This window comes from Terriglobia bacterium, assembly GCA_020072815.1.
Classification (GTDB): Bacteria; Acidobacteriota; Terriglobia; order Terriglobales; family Acidobacteriaceae; genus Angelobacter.
Window position 1 is genome coordinate 108906 of the sequence record JAIQGE010000012.1, and the last position, 16084, is coordinate 124989.

Annotated in this window: 12 protein-coding genes and 1 tRNA gene; 2 read left to right on the top strand and 11 right to left on the bottom strand. The window is 58.9% G+C overall.

Annotated elements, in window-relative coordinates; genetic code table 11:
- Positions 1 to 15: 15 nt before the first annotated feature.
- Positions 16 to 1356 (top strand): histidine kinase, encoded by a 1341-nt coding sequence (locus tag LAO20_15755; GenBank protein MBZ5532884.1) that lies wholly within the window; start codon positions 16 to 18, stop codon positions 1354 to 1356.
- Here the strand turns inward: LAO20_15755 and bshA are convergent.
- From bshA to LAO20_15800, 9 genes are all read right to left on the bottom strand, one after another.
- A complete protein-coding gene (gene bshA / locus LAO20_15760; GenBank protein MBZ5532885.1) occupies positions 1326 to 2474 on the bottom strand; it encodes an N-acetyl-alpha-D-glucosaminyl L-malate synthase BshA in 1149 nt (382 codons plus the stop codon). The two genes, LAO20_15755 and bshA, sit on opposite strands and share 31 nt — an antisense overlap.
- 200 nt (positions 2475 to 2674) lie before the next feature.
- Positions 2675 to 3535 carry a ChbG/HpnK family deacetylase gene (locus LAO20_15765; GenBank protein MBZ5532886.1) on the bottom strand — a complete coding sequence of 287 codons (861 nt, stop codon included), beginning with the start codon at positions 3533 to 3535 and terminating at the stop codon, positions 2675 to 2677.
- A 227-nt stretch (positions 3536 to 3762) separates the two neighbouring features.
- The gene (locus LAO20_15770; protein MBZ5532887.1) at positions 3763 to 6945 is read right to left on the bottom strand and encodes a glycosyl hydrolase; all 3183 of its coding nucleotides are present in this window, start codon (positions 6943 to 6945) and stop codon (positions 3763 to 3765) included.
- Positions 6946 to 7156: 211 nt separating this feature from the next.
- Positions 7157 to 8551 carry an aspartyl protease family protein gene (locus LAO20_15775; protein MBZ5532888.1) on the bottom strand — a complete coding sequence of 465 codons (1395 nt, stop codon included), beginning with the start codon at positions 8549 to 8551 and terminating at the stop codon, positions 7157 to 7159.
- Positions 8552 to 8712: 161 nt separating this feature from the next.
- Positions 8713 to 10314: an aspartyl protease family protein gene (locus LAO20_15780; GenBank protein MBZ5532889.1), complete on the bottom strand. Its 1602-nt coding sequence runs from the start codon at positions 10312 to 10314 to the stop codon at positions 8713 to 8715.
- Positions 10315 to 10423: 109 nt separating this feature from the next.
- Positions 10424 to 10987, bottom strand: coding sequence for a hypothetical protein (locus LAO20_15785; GenBank protein MBZ5532890.1), 564 nt, complete (start codon positions 10985 to 10987; stop codon positions 10424 to 10426).
- Between the two features lie 9 nt (positions 10988 to 10996).
- On the bottom strand, positions 10997 to 11596 hold the full coding sequence (locus LAO20_15790; GenBank protein ID MBZ5532891.1) for a hypothetical protein: 600 nt from the start codon (positions 11594 to 11596) through the stop codon (positions 10997 to 10999).
- Positions 11589 to 12230: an RNA polymerase sigma factor gene (locus LAO20_15795; GenBank protein MBZ5532892.1), complete on the bottom strand. Its 642-nt coding sequence runs from the start codon at positions 12228 to 12230 to the stop codon at positions 11589 to 11591. The genes LAO20_15790 and LAO20_15795 overlap by 8 nt, the downstream gene beginning before the upstream one ends.
- A gap of 84 nt (positions 12231 to 12314) precedes the next feature.
- The gene (locus LAO20_15800) at positions 12315 to 14351 is read right to left on the bottom strand and encodes a hypothetical protein (protein ID MBZ5532893.1); all 2037 of its coding nucleotides are present in this window, start codon (positions 14349 to 14351) and stop codon (positions 12315 to 12317) included.
- Between the two features lie 202 nt (positions 14352 to 14553).
- Between LAO20_15800 and LAO20_15805 the strand changes: the two genes are divergently transcribed.
- Positions 14554 to 14630, top strand: a tRNA-Val gene (locus LAO20_15805).
- Positions 14631 to 14693: 63 nt separating this feature from the next.
- Here the strand turns inward: LAO20_15805 and LAO20_15810 are convergent.
- On the bottom strand, positions 14694 to 15284 hold the full coding sequence (locus LAO20_15810; protein MBZ5532894.1) for a tyrosine-type recombinase/integrase: 591 nt from the start codon (positions 15282 to 15284) through the stop codon (positions 14694 to 14696).
- A 254-nt stretch (positions 15285 to 15538) separates the two neighbouring features.
- Positions 15539 to 15760 (bottom strand): RHS repeat protein, encoded by a 222-nt coding sequence (locus LAO20_15815; protein MBZ5532895.1) that lies wholly within the window; start codon positions 15758 to 15760, stop codon positions 15539 to 15541.
- Positions 15761 to 16084 lie beyond the last annotated feature (324 nt).

Consider the following 16084-nt stretch of genomic DNA (forward strand, 5'->3'; position numbering starts at 1 on the left):
AATCTTGAATTACTGATGATCCAGCTTTTGGTCAAGCTGGCTGCGGCTACGGCCGTTTCCAGTACACTGGGACGCGCACGCGAATTCAAGAAGCTGCTCTTCACCGAGCGCCGTTCGCGGCAGAAGAACATCCTTTTCGTCCTGTTCACTTCCATTCCCTTCGCGCTGGGCGTTTACATCCGTTGCCGGGTCAAGACGTTCATGGCCGCGGACATGGGATTTGAGGCCTCTATCCTGATCGGCGTGATGGGCGGCCGCGTGGCCGGAACGCTGGCCGGGGCCATCACCGCGCTGCCCGCGGTATTTTACGGCGAGTACCTCACGCTTCCGGTCAACGTGCTGGCCGGAATGCTGGCCGGATCGCTGCGCCACTTCTGCCGCAACGAAGAAGAAATATGGACGTTTTCGCCATTTGTGGATCTCAGTATCTATCGCTGGTTCAAGCGTAATCTGCGCCATCCGCGCATTGACTGGCAGACGGCGTTTTTTCTCATCATTATTGCCCTACAGGCTGCGCGGCTGGAGCTTCATTACGTAGCTCCGCATGCGCTTTGGGTTTTGTCCTTGCAATCGCCGTGGGCCTTGCTGGCGGTGTTCGCCTTTACTGTGGCCACCATCGCCACGCCGATCAAGATATGGAACCTCACGCGCATTGAAATGAAGCTGGAAGAGCAGGAAAAGCTTCTGCTGGAAGCGCGCCTGGACGCGCTGCAAAGCCAGATCAATCCGCATTTTTTGTTCAACACGCTAAACTCTATTTCGTCGCTGGTGCGCTTTGATCCCGACCGCGCGCGCGAACTGATCGTCAAGCTTTCCAAGATTCTCCGCCGGCTGCTGGGCCGGCACGATGAGTTCGTGCAACTCCGCGAAGAAATAGAATTCGTGGACGACTACCTGGACATTGAAGTGGTCCGCTTTGGCCGCGACAAGCTGCGCGTGTACAAACATCTGGACCCTGACACGCTGGACATTGTGGTGCCCGCCATCATTCTGCAGCCGCTGGTGGAAAACAGCATCAAGCACGGTCTGGCGCCCAAAGTGGATGGCGGCAGCATCACCATCCGCAGCCGGTTGCAGGACGGCAAGCTGATGATTCAGGTGGAGGACGACGGCGTGGGCATGAGTTCTCCGCCGGCTGTGGCCGCACAGACCAAAGGCTCAGGACGCGGCATTGGCATGATGAATGTAGCGGAGCGCCTGCACGTGCTCTTTGGCGACGCCGGCAAGATGACGGTCCAAAGCCGCGACGGCCAAGGCACGCTGGTGATGCTGGAAGTGCCGGTGCTCCAGCAGGAGATGCTGGGGGAAAGCGCGTCCGCCGCGATCTACGCCGCGCGCTCCAGCACGCGCTTGTAAAACTCCTCGTATTCCGGAATGATCCTCGTGGTGCAGAAGCGCGATTGCGCTTCCCATCGCGCCAGCTTGCCCATTTCGCGCAGGCGCTTCTCGTCGGACAAAATATCAATCGCGTAACCGGCCATGGTTTCCACGTCGCCCACCGGGGCGAGAAAGCCGGTGCGTTCGTGCTCAATCACTTCCGGCACGCCGCCGACCGAGGTTCCTACCGTCGGCACCTCGCTCGCCATGGCTTCCAGGGCCGCCAGGCCGAATGATTCCATCTCGCTGGGCACCAGCATCAGATCCGCGAATGCCAGCTTTTCATTCACGCGGTCCACTTTGCCCAGAAATTCCACCTTGTCGCGCAGCCCCTTTTGGCTCACCAGCCATTCGGCGCGCGAGCGATCCGGGCCATCGCCCATCAGCAGCAGCCGCGAAGGCATTTTCTTGTGCACGCGGTCAAAGATTTCAATCACGTCACAGATGCGCTTGACGGGACGGAAATTGGAAACGTGTACCAGGATCCGCTCGTCTTTGTCGGCAAATTCCGCGCGCTTTTCGGCCGCCTTGGGATCACGCATGTAGGTATCACAGTTGACGAAGTTGTAAATCACTTCAATGGGACGCCGGATCGCAAACTCTTGCAGCGTGACCTTCTTCAGGTAATTGGAAATGGCGGTAACACCGTCGCTCTGTTCGATGGCATAGCGCGTCACCGGAAGATAGGAGCGGTCCGCGCCAACGATCGTAATGTCCGTGCCGTGCAGCGTGGTCACAAACGGCAGTTTGCGCGCCTTGCTACCTTCCTGCGCCGCGAGCATTTGCCGCGCCAGCAGCGCGCTCACCGAATGCGGAATGGCGTAATGCACGTGGAGAATATCCAGCTCGTAGATCTCCGCCACTTCCGCCATGCGCGTGGCCAGCGCCAGATCATACGGAGGATACTCAAACAGCGGGTATTGCGACACCGTAACTTCGTGAAAGAAAATCTGGGGGTGCGCGTTAGTCAGACGAATAGGCTGCTGGTAGGCGATGAAGTGAACTTCATGGCCGCGCGCCGCCAGCTCAATGCCCAGCTCGGTGCCGACCACGCCGCTGCCGCCGTAGGTGGGATAGCAGGTAATACCGATTTTCATTGTCTATGTCGCTCCGCTCCACACCGCTATAGTGACGAGTGAAGCCCCTGGCTTCTTCCGCACTTCCGACAGCCCGCTCGGCGCGCAAGCCGGCCCTGCGGGCAGATTCGATTGGGCCTTGGTCTAACTCCTCAGACACATGACGTGCGCCATGGTTTGATTCCGGGAAGTGCGCGCGGATTCACAATTGTTGGGCTGTCTCACGACAGGTCCGCATACGAAATCAACTCAATCCCGCAGCGTGAGATTAGACTCTTGGTCTCCGCCGACGTAAGCGCCTGCAACTCGGCTTCGCGTGACCCCAGCAACCTCGTGCCCGCTGACTGCAGATCGGCGTCCGCGTATCCGGGATGGCAAACCAGTTCCCAGATGCCTTCCGGCAACCCTTTGAGAATCGCCGCCAGCATTTTCTGATCAAGCACCCCGGTGGCGGCAATGCCCACCGTGCCGTCGGTGGTGAGCATGTTGGCTTCGCGAACAGCCTTGTGAAATTCGGCTACAAACGTACGCAGCATGAAAACTTCGGCAGCTCGCACCCACAGCGCCGGCGCGCCCAGAACTTTTCCTACGGGCCAACTGCGCCGCGGCTCAAAGGGATTGCGCACCGCGCGCAGCCCGCAAGCTCTCGCCGCGCGCAACACCGGACGCAACACATGCGGGAACATGTGCGTGTGTTTGTGGGTGTCTACGTGGGTGAGCGCGATGCCGGCGGCTTGGATCTTGCGAATCTGCGCCGCGGCTTCACGCTCGATTTCGTCGGCGGAGATCTTCTTGCGTACTGCCGCCAGCGCAAATTGCTTCAGGCTGGAGCGAAATCGCGTTCCACCGTTGGTAAGAGACGCCAAGCCGGAAGAAACAGGCTCACCGTCAATCAGCACGACGTGGCAACCGGTTTTGAGTCCGGGCAAAGCCTTCGCCGACGCTACTGCTTCATCAAACGCTCGCGAGTTGGCCATGATGGTGGCCGAGGTCACCACGCCGGAACGGCTGGCCTCCCTAATGGCGCGGTTTACGCCCTGGGTCAGGCCAAAATCGTCAGCGTTGATGATCAGGCGGCGCACTGGTGAAGTCTAACAAAAGGCGATTTACCACAGAGGGCACAGAGGAACACGGAGTGGGCAAAGTGAACCGCGACCTCACACCGCGACCGTACGAGTCATGTGAGTAGCTCACCGCACACAGAAGAAAGATCGCTATTTTCGCTTCGCACCGCTAGAAGGGGCGAAAGGGCCAAGTTGAGCTTTGCCTCCGTGCCCTCTGTGCCCTCTGTGGTAAAGCGCTTCCAGCGCTACTCTCCCGGCCGCAGGTACAACGCCGGCACGTTGCTGGTCTTCACCAGTTCGTTGAATGCCGGGACGTCGGTGAACATGATCTGCTTCCATGCTGCCAGTTGTTCGTCCACCTGGCCGCGCAGCATTTTGAAGACTTCATACTGCTGTCTGGTTGGTGCGCCGTCGCCGAACTGGACGATGGTGCTGAAGGTGTCCAACTGCTCGTTGAACATGTTGGGGAACGCCAGGTTGCCCTCCGATCCCTTCATGTTCACCTGAATCAGCCGTTCTTCCACCGGAGTCATCTTTTTGTCGAGGGCGTCCGCCTGGGAGAGCAGCGGCTTCATGGCGGCATCGCTCTCCAGCCGCTGATGCAGGGCTTTGAGTTCAGCACGCAGGGCGCGAATCTGGTTTACGCCGCGGTGCAGATCGGTGTTGGCGTCGCGCACCTGCATGGCCAGGTCAAATTGTTTCTGCAGGTCGTCCAGCTTCATGTCTTTCGTGCGCGGATCAAGCGCCAGTTCCAGCGTTTGTGTCTGGCTTTGGCCGCCCGCGGTGAGCTTCACCGTGTATTGCCCTGGCATGGCGATAGGCCCCTGGGGGCCTTGTCCGCTGTAAAAGGCTCCGGGAATTTTTACCGGCTGCTCCCAGCGCAGGTTCCAGGCATATCGATTCATGCCGGCCGCGGCGGGAATGGTGGTGACTTCTTTCACCTGGTCGGGCCATTCCTGCGGCTGCTCAAATTCTTTCTTCTCTTTGCTGGAAAGCCGGCGCACCAGCTTGCCGCCGCTGTCAAAGATCTCCAGCGTCGCCTCGTCCTTGGGCGCGGTCTTGAAGTAGTAATTAATGATGGCGCCGGGCGGCGGGTTGTCGCCTACCGGACCACGGCGCTCAATGTCCGTGGGCAAGTGCAGGCGCAGTGCGATCTGCGGCTTATAGAGCGTCATCTCGGCGACAGCCATGCCTGGTTCCACCTGACGCAGAGGGGTGATGTCATCCAGCACCCAGAACGAGCGGCCGTGGGTGGCGGCAATCAGATCGTCATCATGGATTTCCAGGTCGTGAATGGGGACTACGGGCAAGTTGAGCTTCAGGGCCTGCCAGTGGCCGCCGTCGTCGGTGGAGAAATAGACGCCGGTCTCCGTGCCGGCAAAGAGCAGGCCTTTGCGCTTGGGATCTTCCCGCACGGAACGCACGTACGAACCTTCTGGAATGCCGCCAGCGGTGAGGATCCACGTTTTGCCGGAATCGCGAGTGCGGAAGATCAGCGGGCGGAAGTCGTCCAGCTTATGGCGGTCCACGGCGACGTAGGCCGTGCCCGCATCGTAATGCGATGCCTCAATGATGCTGATCAAGCTCCATTCCGGCATGTCTTTGGGCGTAACGTTGCTCCAGTGCTGGCCGCCGTCCGCGCTCAATTGGACCAGGCCATCGTCGGTGCCCGCCCAGATGGTGTCTTTCTTTACCGGCGATTCGGCCACGGCAAAGATGGTGTCAAAATACTCCACGCTCGTAATGTCCAGCGTGATGGGCCCTCCGGACGGCTTCTGCTTGGATTTGTCATTGCGTGTCAGGTCCGGACTGATGGCGTCCCAGCTTTGCCCTGCATTGGTGGACTTGAAAAGTTTCTCGCCCGCCCAGTAAAGGGTGTTGGGATCGTGCGGCGAAATCAGCAGCGGTGAAGTCCAGTTGAAGCGCAGCGGCAGGCTTTCAGCGCCGTTGCCGGAAACGTCGAGCGGCATCACGGAAATGTCCACCAGTTGCTCGGTGCGCTTGTCAAAGCGCGAGATGAAAGCCTCAGCTCCGGCGAAAGTGATGCTGGGATCCGGCGGGTAGGGCGCGATGTATCCGCTTTCACCGCCGCCGACGGCGAACCAGTCTTGCCGCCCGATGACGCCGTCATCGTCATAACTCTTGATGGCGATGGTGGAGTTGTCCTGCTGCGCGCCATAGATGTAATACGGCCAGCGCTTGTCGGTAATCACGTGGTAAAACTGCGCGGTGGGCTGGTTGTATTGCGTGCTCCAGGTGGCGCCGCCGTCGGTGGAGACCGTTGCTCCGCCGTCGTTACCGTTGATCAAGCGCTGCGGATTGTCAGGATCAATCCACAGGCCGTGATGATCACCGTGCGGCGCGGGCAACAGGGTGAACGTCTTGCCGCCGTCAGTGGAACGAAACAGTCCCGTGTTCAGGGCGTATACCGTGTCGGGCGACTTGGGATCGGCAAAGATGTGGGTAAAGTACCAGGCACGCTGGCGGAAACGGCCTTCGTCGTTCACGCGAGCCCAGTTTTCGCCGCCGTCGTCAGAGCGATACAGGCCGCCGTTATCTTTGTTCTCAATCATGGCGTACACGCGGCTGGAGTCGGCTCCGGAAACCGAGACGCCAATGCGTCCCAGAAGGCCCGCGGGAAGGCCGTTCCCTTCCAGGTGCGTCCATGTGCTGCCGCTGTCCGTGGATTTGTAGAGACCGCTGCCGGCGCCGCCGCTGTTCAGGCTCCACGGCGTGCGATAGACCTCCCACATCGCGGCGAACAGCGTGCTGGAATTGCTGGGATCAAAGACCACATCAATCGCGCCGGTCTTCGCATCTTTGAAGAGAACTTTCTGCCAGGTAGTTCCCCCGTCAGTGCTGCGGAAGACGCCGCGCTCTTCATTGGGACCATAAGCGTGGCCCAGCGCCGCGACAAAGACGATGTTCGCGTTCTTGGGATCAACAATCAGGGCGCCGATGTGCCGCGTGTCCTTCAGGCCAATGTTCTTCCAGGTCTTTCCGCCATCCAGGCTCTTGTACACGCCGTTGCCGTAAGAAATGTTGCCGCGGATACAGGCCTCGCCGGAGCCGACATAGATAATGTTGTGGTCCGAGGGCGCAACCGCGATGGCCCCGATGGACGCAATCGGCTGCTTATCGAAGATGGGCTGCCAGTTGGCGCCGGCGTCACTGGACTTCCAGACGCCGCTGGACGCTCCGCCAAAATAGAAGACGCTAGGCTCGCCCGGCACGCCGGTCACGGCCAGCACTCTCCCGCCGCGAAACGGGCCCACTTGCCGCCAGCGCATGGCGTTGAACAGCTTTTCGTCAATCTGTGGAGGCTGCGGAGTTGCAGTTGCTTTTGGCGGTTTCGGTTTCGGCTGACCAAAACCGAGCGTTCCACAAGCAGCAAGAGTGGCGACGACAACTAATTTCCGGAAGTTCATGGCAGGTGGCGCTCCTCAGGATCAGGCGAGCCATGATAAGAGGGCGATTGGCAATTAGCAAATGGGGGGAAGGAGCAAATAGCAATTGGCGACTAGCAATTAGCCGAAGAACAATAGGAGTGTTTCGACGGGCGCAGCCGGACCAGAACGGCAGGAAACAATTGCCAATTGAATCGTGGCGATGATCTGGCCAATTGCTAATTGCCAATTGCTACTTGCCTAGCTCCACCACGCCGTCGCGATAATTGAGCGTCACCTTCATCTTTTGCAGAAGATCGTATCCGATGAAGCCGGAGACTTCCGTCCCCAGCTCCTTGCTGAGCGACGGGCGATCAAAGGCCACGAGAGTGTCCACCGTTTGGGTTGCGGGAGAAAAGCGCAGCGCGGCGTCGTCCAGGGCAAATACCTTTTTTACTTCGCCGCTCATGCCGCTGACGTGGGGCGTAGCGTCACGCAGTTTGCCGGCTTGCCGGGCCAATGCAGTGGTGATGGAACTGGCATTGGCCCCCGTGTCCAGGAGGAAGAGGCCGTTGGCAGAGCCATTCACCAGCGTGGGAAGAAGGAGGAGATGTCCAAAGCTGAAGAACAGCCGCACCCGCTCTGCCGGAGCATCGGCGCGGACGCGGGCTTCACTTGGCGCGGCGGAAGGCGCGGGCAACGGTGTCAGGCGCAGGCGGTGCGCGGGAAAATCCAGCGTGACCAGATGCTGAGCAAGAACGTTGACACCCACGATGCCTTCAATGTCTCCCATGTCGCCCTTCATGGAGACGTGGACCAGGCAATCGTGGAATTCCAGTTCGCCGATGGCCACCTTGTCCACCCAGGCAAAATACCCGGCTGCCGGCCCGGACTCGCCGGCGCCTTCCAGTCCGTAGTCGGAAATCCTCCTGGCGCCAATTTTTTCGGCCAGCTTGCGAGGAATGGTGACCCATGTGGCGCCGGTGTCGAGCAGCAGAGTGGCGCTGGTGGAATCATTGAACCTGACGCGCAGGCCCGCGCCCCGCACCATCCGCGGGCGGGGCGTGACGATTTCCATTTTGATTTCCGCCTGGCTCACGTCTTTCGCCGCGACCCAGAACTTGCGGCCGGCAATGTGCCGGAGCAGTTCCACAAAATCGCGCTCGCGGCGCTCTTGGTCGCGGTCAGAGCGGTATTCCGCCAGATGCTTTTCCAGCCCGCGGACGTTCTCCGGATACGGCAGCAGCGCCGCCCAGTTGTAGAGGATGTCTCCGTCATCCGGGGCCAACTCATGAGCCTTTGTGAACGCCGCCTGGGCCTGGGCCTGGCGAGACATCGCCAGCAAGAGCTTCCCTTTCCCCAGCCACGCACGGGGACACTTCGCGTCCAGTTTACTGGCGGACTCGTACTCCGCTTCGGCTTCCGCCATCAGCCCGCGGCGGAAGTAAACGTCGCCGCGCGTCGAGTGTAGCAGCGCGGACTGGGGAAAATGTTCCAGCGCTCTGCGCGATTCGTCTTCCGCGCTTGCCACGTCATCCAGTTTGAGCAGGCTCTGCACCAGGCCGGCGTACGGATCCGGCGAAGGGTTACGGCTTGCCAGCACGCGATATGCGTCGGCAGCGGCGCGGAAGTCGCCGTGGCGAAACAATACCTGTGGTTCAACCGGGGACGGAGTTGGCCGGGGACCACTCCCTTGCCCTGGCAATAACACTACAGCCAGAAGAAATACGCCCGCCAAAGCGGCCGAACGAAGCGCAGCGGACCTTGAGCGGACCGACTTCTTGCAGCTCGGAGTTTGGGTGAAATTGTCTATTCCTGGGCCTTCTTGAATTGATACACCTCAAGATTGACGAGCCCGTCACGATAGTCAATGGTCATCTTCATTTGCACCAGGGTCCTGATCCCGATGAGGCCGGCGATCTCCGTACCTTCAGAATTGCTGATGGAGTCCGTGGAGAACACCGGTATGTCGTGGCTCTCAACCCGCATTTTGGCAAACTGCAAGATCGCTTTCTTGCCGGTCATGACTTTTTGCACCTTGCCACTGACGCCCTTCATTTCATAGTCGCCGTCATAACTAGCCGTAGTAACTTGCGCGGCGATTGTGGGGCTCATCACGTTGAGCTCTGATCCAGTGTCCAGGATGAAGTTGGCAACGGCTTTGTCGCTGACAACCACGGGAACTACCAGGTCATGCCCAAAACTGTAGAACTTGGTAAATGCCTGCATCTCAGGAGCGATGTAGCGGTCCTGCGCGGCCATGTCATCGTCTGGCGCCGTCGGACTCCTGGGCAAGGGCGTGAGGTTCATTTTCCAGTCGTGAAAATCGAGCGTAATCAGGAATTTGTCAAAAACATCAGGACCAATCAGCCCAGCTTCGTCCGCCACATTGTTTTTGCTGGAGACGATGACTGTACAATTGCGGAATTCCAGGCCGCCGATGTTTATCTTGTCCACCCAGGCCACGTAGCTGCGTACCGGACCCTGATCGCCGATGCCTCCAATACGGGTTTCCGCGATCCTGACTGCGCCGGCCCGCTCCGCCAGCTTGTTCCCAATGGTAATGCCGCCGGCTCCCGTGTCCAGCAGGAGCACAGCGGATGCGCGATCGTTGAACTTCACTTGCAGGCCGTATCCTTTGCTGATCGTCACCGGCCCGCTGCGTCTAATGTCATAGACGCCGGTTTCCTGTCTGCCGTATGGCAACATTTTCATTTCCATCGGCTTGAGCTCGCTGGACATCACCCAAGGTTTCTTCTGCGTGATGGCAGTAAGGTACTTGATCCTCTCGCCTTCCCGACCGGAAGGATGGTCGCCGTTCCGTTTTTTTTCGTTGTCGAGCTGTTCCGCAGGAGTCAGAAGCTCCAGCCAGTGCTCGTAGATCTCATCGTCATCAGGAGCTAGTTCGTGCGCCCGGGCAAAGACGTCCCTGGCGCGCTTGTGCATTGATACCGTGTCATAAATGCGGCCCATGCCATACAAACCGCGGGCGGAGTTCGCATCCGCCTTGACAGCTGCCCGGTAGGCGGACTCCGCGTCGCCGAGTTTGCCTGCGCGGAAAGCTACGTCCCCTACCGCAGCCTGCACCAGGTCCGACGCGCCAATAGCAGCCACCGCTTTCTTGCCGGCTTCTCCGGCCTCATCAACCTTGTGGGCGCGCAACAAGCTGCGAATCAGCCCGGCTTGGGCCTCAGGGGACTCAGGAGTTTTTTCTACAACGGCCTTAAATGCGCCGGCGGCATCTTGGTAATTGCCCTTTTTGAACAAAGCCCGTGCGGACGCAAGCGGGCTCTCAGCGGCGGAGGAAACAGCCGGCGGCGGTGAGGAAGGATCGGCCAGCTTGCCACCAGAGGCAACTTGACTCCAGGCAGCGGCAGAAAGACACAATACGAGCACTATGCGGGGAATCATGCGGTCATCTTACAACAAAGCTACCGAGCGGCTAAGGGCAAATTCTAGCAAACTAGAAGGTTAGACTAACCAACCGGGGGCGCAGCCGGCCCCCGGTTCCGCTCTTACTCTAGTCAACCTTGGTTACCGTAACTTCAATCTGCGTACGCTTTTTGCTGTTGACGTCATCGATGGTAGAGAGAATGGTAGGCTTTCCCGGAATCACAACAGTCCCGGTGCTGACGCTGGCAGTTCGCAGCATCGGTCCTGCGCTGTTCTTAGGGTCAGCAAACTGCTGCTCCAGTACAAAGTTGCTGATGTTGATGTCGCACTGCACGGGCAGTTTGCCGGCCAGGGGCTCTTTCAGCCAGCAACGAAGCTCCAGGCCGGCATCAATGTACTGGAGCTTCTTTTCCTCCACGTAGATAGGCACCCGCGTAGACACGCGGATGGTCGCCGGAGGACCGCCGCTGGTACTCCTGATCATGCTGTATTCGCGCTGGTTGATGCGTTTGCCGTCTTCCGCTTCAGAGATGACAAAACTTAATTTGTAGAAGTTTTCTGTAGAGGACGCTTTGGATTCTTGCTCCGGGGCGTCTTTCTTGGCGGACTGGTCTGCGCTTTTGGCCGGGGGTTGGGCAAACAGCGCAGGGACTAATCCAAGGATAACCACAATTTTCCATAGTGATTTCATAAACCTCTCCTATCGAGTATTGCTGGGTTGATTTGTAGATCCGCGAGCCGGCAAGGCCGATTGATCTTGCGGCGCCCCGTCGGCCGGCGGCTCATCGGGATGGCTCTGAGCGACCAGTTCTTCCCGCGGCGTCGCCCTCAGGTAGCTGAGCAACAGCTTTTCCTGCTCGGACAACGGCGAGGGTGAAGGAAAGACATCCTTCCGTACATCCGCCACTTGGACTTCCGGACTCAGTTTGCGATGAGCCGCGCGCGGCTGCGCTTCTTTTGTGCTTTTCTGGCTTGCGCTTTCCTGCGGCGGCGTATGGGTTGGCGCGACAATCTGGGGCGCTGTCGGATTGACCACGACTTGCGGCGCCTGCTGCGGCGCCGGCCGGAAGAGATAAGCTGCCAGCAGAATTGCAGCCACCGCGGCGGCCGCCCCTCCAGCCCACATCCAGATCAGGTTCCATCCCCCGCTGGTCTTTACGGACTCTTCCTGCAGATTCGCCAGAATGCGGGTCTCCAGTCCGGGACGCGGCTCCGCCAAAGAGTACGACGAGAGCAGGCTGTCCAGCATTGCGTCCAGCTTTTCGTCTTTATCCTGCTTGTCTTTTCTCTGTTCAGGCACGGTTCTTCACCTCCAGCAATGCGGAAAACTTCTCTTTCAGCAGGCGGCGCGCGCGCATCAGCCGGGTGCGCACCGAGCTTTCCGGAATGCCCATCACGTCAGCGATCTCCGCCGAATTCAGTTCCTGCACGGTGGAAAGCTCCAGCGGCTGGCGCAAATCTTCCGGAAGGCCGGCGATCAGCTTTTCCAGCAGTTGCGCCATCTGGCGTCCGGCAGCTTGCTCGTCAGGCGCCACCGCGCTGTCAGGAATTTGTTCCAGCGCCGCGTGTCCTAAGAAATCATCGCCAGATGCTTCGACTGCGGCTTCCGCTGAAACCTCATGGTCTCCGGATACAGCCCGTCGCGAACGGCGGTCCAGCGCGGTGGTCCAGGCGACGCGCGCCAGCCACGTTTTGGTATTGCGCACTTGCGCTAAGAGATCTTTGGATCGCTGCGCCGACTTCAGCGCCTTGAGGAAGCATTCCTGCGCGGCATCTTCCGCGTCATGATGGTTGCGCAGGATGGAGTAGGCGATGCGGAAAACCATCAGCGTGTGCTCGGCCACCAGGGATTCCACGATTACTCCCGGGGTTTGCGCCGCGCTGACGCTTGTCTGTTTCAGGACCGTCTCTCCCAGAATTGCCTGCCCAGCCATTATGCCTTCCTGAATAGAAGGACTGCAGGAGAACGGAAAGTGTTCTGATTTTTTGCGAAGGGATTTAAGACAGAATGCCGGCGATCAGGACGCCACGGCCGCTTCCGCGCTGGCCACCGCCAGCACCGGCAGTTCAAGAGCGACGCGGGCGCCGCCGGGTTCCAGGTTCACGGCGTGAATTTCACCACCATGCTCTTTCACAATGCCGTAGCAGATGCTCAAGCCCAGCCCGGTGCCCTTGCCGACGGGCTTGGTGGTATAGAAAGGATCGAAAACGCGGTTGGGATCGGTAAATCCGGGGCCGTTATCGTCAAAGAACATGACCACGCGGTCGCCGCGGCGGGCCGCCTCTATGCGAATGCGTTTTTGGCGGTTGCTCTCCAGGGCGTCCATGGAATTATTCAGCAGGTTGAGCAGGATCTGCTTGAACTGGTCTTCATCGAGCGCCACCTGCGGGAGATCAGAGGCCACGTTCATTTGCACGTCAACATCATTGTTGCGGATGTGGTATTCGCGCAGCGCCAGCACCTCCACCAGCAGCGTTTGCAGGTTGGCCGACTTCTTTTCCAAACTGTTTTTCCGGGCGAAGCGCAACAGGTTCTCAATGATGCGCCGCATGCGCTGGGCTTCACGGATCATCTTGTCCAGCTTGTGGCGGGCCGGACCGGACTTGAGGTCGTCGGTCATAAGTTCGGAGTAGCCGATGATGGAAGCCAGCGGGTTGTTCAGCTCGTGGGCCACGCCGGCCACCAACTGGCCAATCGCCGCCATTTTTTCTGAGCGCACCAGTTGGCGGTGCAGAGCGGCATTGTCCACCGTCACCGCCAAGTCGCCGGCCAGCAGTTCAATCTTGGACATCTCTTCCGCGTTCACGCGCGCAAGGTCGCGGGGATCGTCGAGGGAAATCACGCCCACGTAGGCCCCGCGTGTGGATTGTAGCGGCACAAACAGCCGGTCTCCTTTGCTCCAGCGCGGGTCATCAGGAATCTCAAGTTCGCTCACCGTCAAGTGATACGCGGTGAGTTCGTGTGCTCGGACCAGGCGTGAGGTCCCGCCCAACCGGGTCCCTTTATGAAAGATCTTGACGAGATCTTCCATGGTCCACAGGCTGACGCAGTTGTTTCTGATCTGCTCCACCTCTGTCTCGGTCATGCCCGCGCACCCGGCCGAATAAAGGTTGCGGCTGTCACTGCAGAGCACGATGCTCACGCGCCGGAAAGTGCTGGTCTCACTGATGGCCAGGGCAATCTCTTGGCTCAGCGAGTTTACGTCCACGCCAGTCAGCAGGCGCGAAGTGATGCCGGCAAACTTCTGCATCTGCTCGTTGACTTCGTATTCGCGATTGATGGCCACCTGCAACACTTCTGACTTCTCTTCCAGCAAGGTGAGAATCATGCCGAATGCCACGAAGAGCTTGGGTGTATTCCAAAGTTCAGGGCTGATCTTTAGGTTCGGGAAGTGGACGTCAAGGAATTGCCCCAGGGGAAATACCATGCCCCACAGCAAAAAGCCGCCTGCGCTGGTGATGACGCCGGGAGTCCAGCGGCGGTAGCGCCGCCAATAGAGGAAAGCTGGCAGGCCAAAGCCGGCCGTCAGCAACGCCAGCAGGCCGAAGTCGTAGTCATGATGCCAGATTCGATAAATAGAGAACGTGCCCGCAACAATGACCGGCGGCATCCAGATCAGGGCCTCACCCGTAGGCTTTCTGAACGTGGTCACGAAGACCGGAGCGCCATAAAAGATCAAGGCAATGCAGACGATATAGAGGGCGCGCCAGTGGCTCTCAAACGCATAGGCCACCGTGTATCCCAGCATGGGCACACCTGCCAGAGCCACCAACCCGGCAGTCAGCTTCTTGTTCTCAAAGAAAGAGGTCAGTGAAGCAATGAAGAACAACGATGCCAGCAGAAGAGCGCCTTGGTCCGCGATGAACTGCTCAGGAGTCAGGTTGCGGTCCGCGGGCTCAAAGATGCCCACGACGAAGTGGACAAAGATCAGGATCCAGGCCACGGTCCACAGATTCATGCGCGCCGAATTTACCCGGCGACGCAGGGCCACGAAGATTCCCACCAGTACGGCCAGTACTAAAATCGTGGGAAGTTTGTCGAATAATGCAGGCATCTTGCGCCCAACTCAAGGCTGGGCCGAGCGTAGCACAGGGGTCTCAGGGGGACATAGACCTTACGGCGGGCCACCAGTCACTTTAGTAACCAGCGAAAACACCCCTCAGCACAGCGGGCTGGAGGGTTCGGGGTCCTTCCCCAGCGTTTTGACCAGGGGCGGCGGTACTTCTATACTTCAATGCAGCACCGCGCTGGCGGCGGGGCGGTTAGCTCAGCTGGTTAGAGCGCCTGCCTTACAAGCAGGAGGTCCACGGTTCGAGTCCGTGACCGCCCACCATATGAATCAATAAGTTACCGAGTTTACTGTTTAGTAACTGTGACGTAAAATGTGACGTAGTTTTCAATTGACCCGATTTTCCTGCTCAGGTTTGGCGCGCGCCGCGTTCAGCGCCGTCCTTACGTGTTCCAGGTCGGGGTGTTGATACTGCATTGCTGCCTTGGTGCTGGTCTGTCCCATGACTCGCATTACCAAGGCGAGGTTGCCAGTGCGTTGTAGCATCTCTGTTCCGAAATCGTGACGGCTACAGTAGAGCTTTAGTCCAGATGGCAAATCGGCATCTGCTCGTGCTTTTCGGAACTGTTTATCGATGGTGGTGATGTGGCCTGACGCAGAGTCAGCGGGAAAGACCCAGCCCTCACGCCTGCCGGCACATCGCACCATCAGTAGATCCAGCACCCGATCACTCATCGGAATGAACCGGCGCCCGGTCGGAGTCTTACTGTCAGGAACAAAAATGACCCGGCTAGTCCAATCCAGATTCTCGATCCGCATTGGAAACAGTTCTTTCTTTGGTCGCATTCCTGTATCACGCAGCAAAATAATGATGTCGCGCAACAGCGGTCCACAAAAAAGAAGCAGTTTGCGCTCAGCTTCTTCATTGAGGAGCAAACTGCGTCCAATTTCTTTTGCGAGTTTGAAGATCCTGTACATTTTTGACTTCCACGACGGTTCCACGCGATTGAACTGTCAGATCTGGATCGAAGTCTGGAACGCGATATCCTCCTGGCCCCGTTCCAGGCACCGTCGCTTGGCCAGGCCCGATATTCCTTGGAATACCGATGGTGTCGGACACGATATTCTCCCCAGCTACGCCAATCTCGTTGGCAGTTTGTCCAGCAGCCGCATCGGCGGACGCCCATGCTTCGACGGAAACAATTGCCGCTGCCCCTAAGCGAAAGGCCGCCTCAGCAGTGACTTGAACTGCCCACCCGAAAGCGCCCCCGAACAGACCCCACGCGCAACCAGTCGCCGCATAGCGAGCGGTGGTCCGAGAGCCTGCCTGCCAGGTCGTAGGTGTAGCCGACAGTCCGTCCGGAAATGTCGGTCGCCTGGGTGATGCGCTTCTGCGCATCATAAGCCAGGTTGATGTAGCGGCCGTTGGCGAGGTAATTCTCGTGAGCGCACATGACGGGGCCGGCACGCGGGTGAATTTGATGGTATTGCCGTAGCGGTCTTTTATCTGGATCAGGGCCTGGCATTCAGGATTGCCGTCTTGGCGGCTCATCTCTGCAGAACATCGCTCTGGACACGACTTGACTTTATATCCCACCCTTTCGCCGAAGCTGAAAAACCAACAGCCAACTTCGGCGAAAGGATGGGGCACCCACGAGTATGGTGAGAGACAGAGAAAGAATCGGGGGAAGGGTGGACCACCCGCCATTCCCTTTTATAGAACACCCATCCCTTGTTTTTCACTTGTCCTCAAAGATTGACTTGCCGCAATGCCTGCA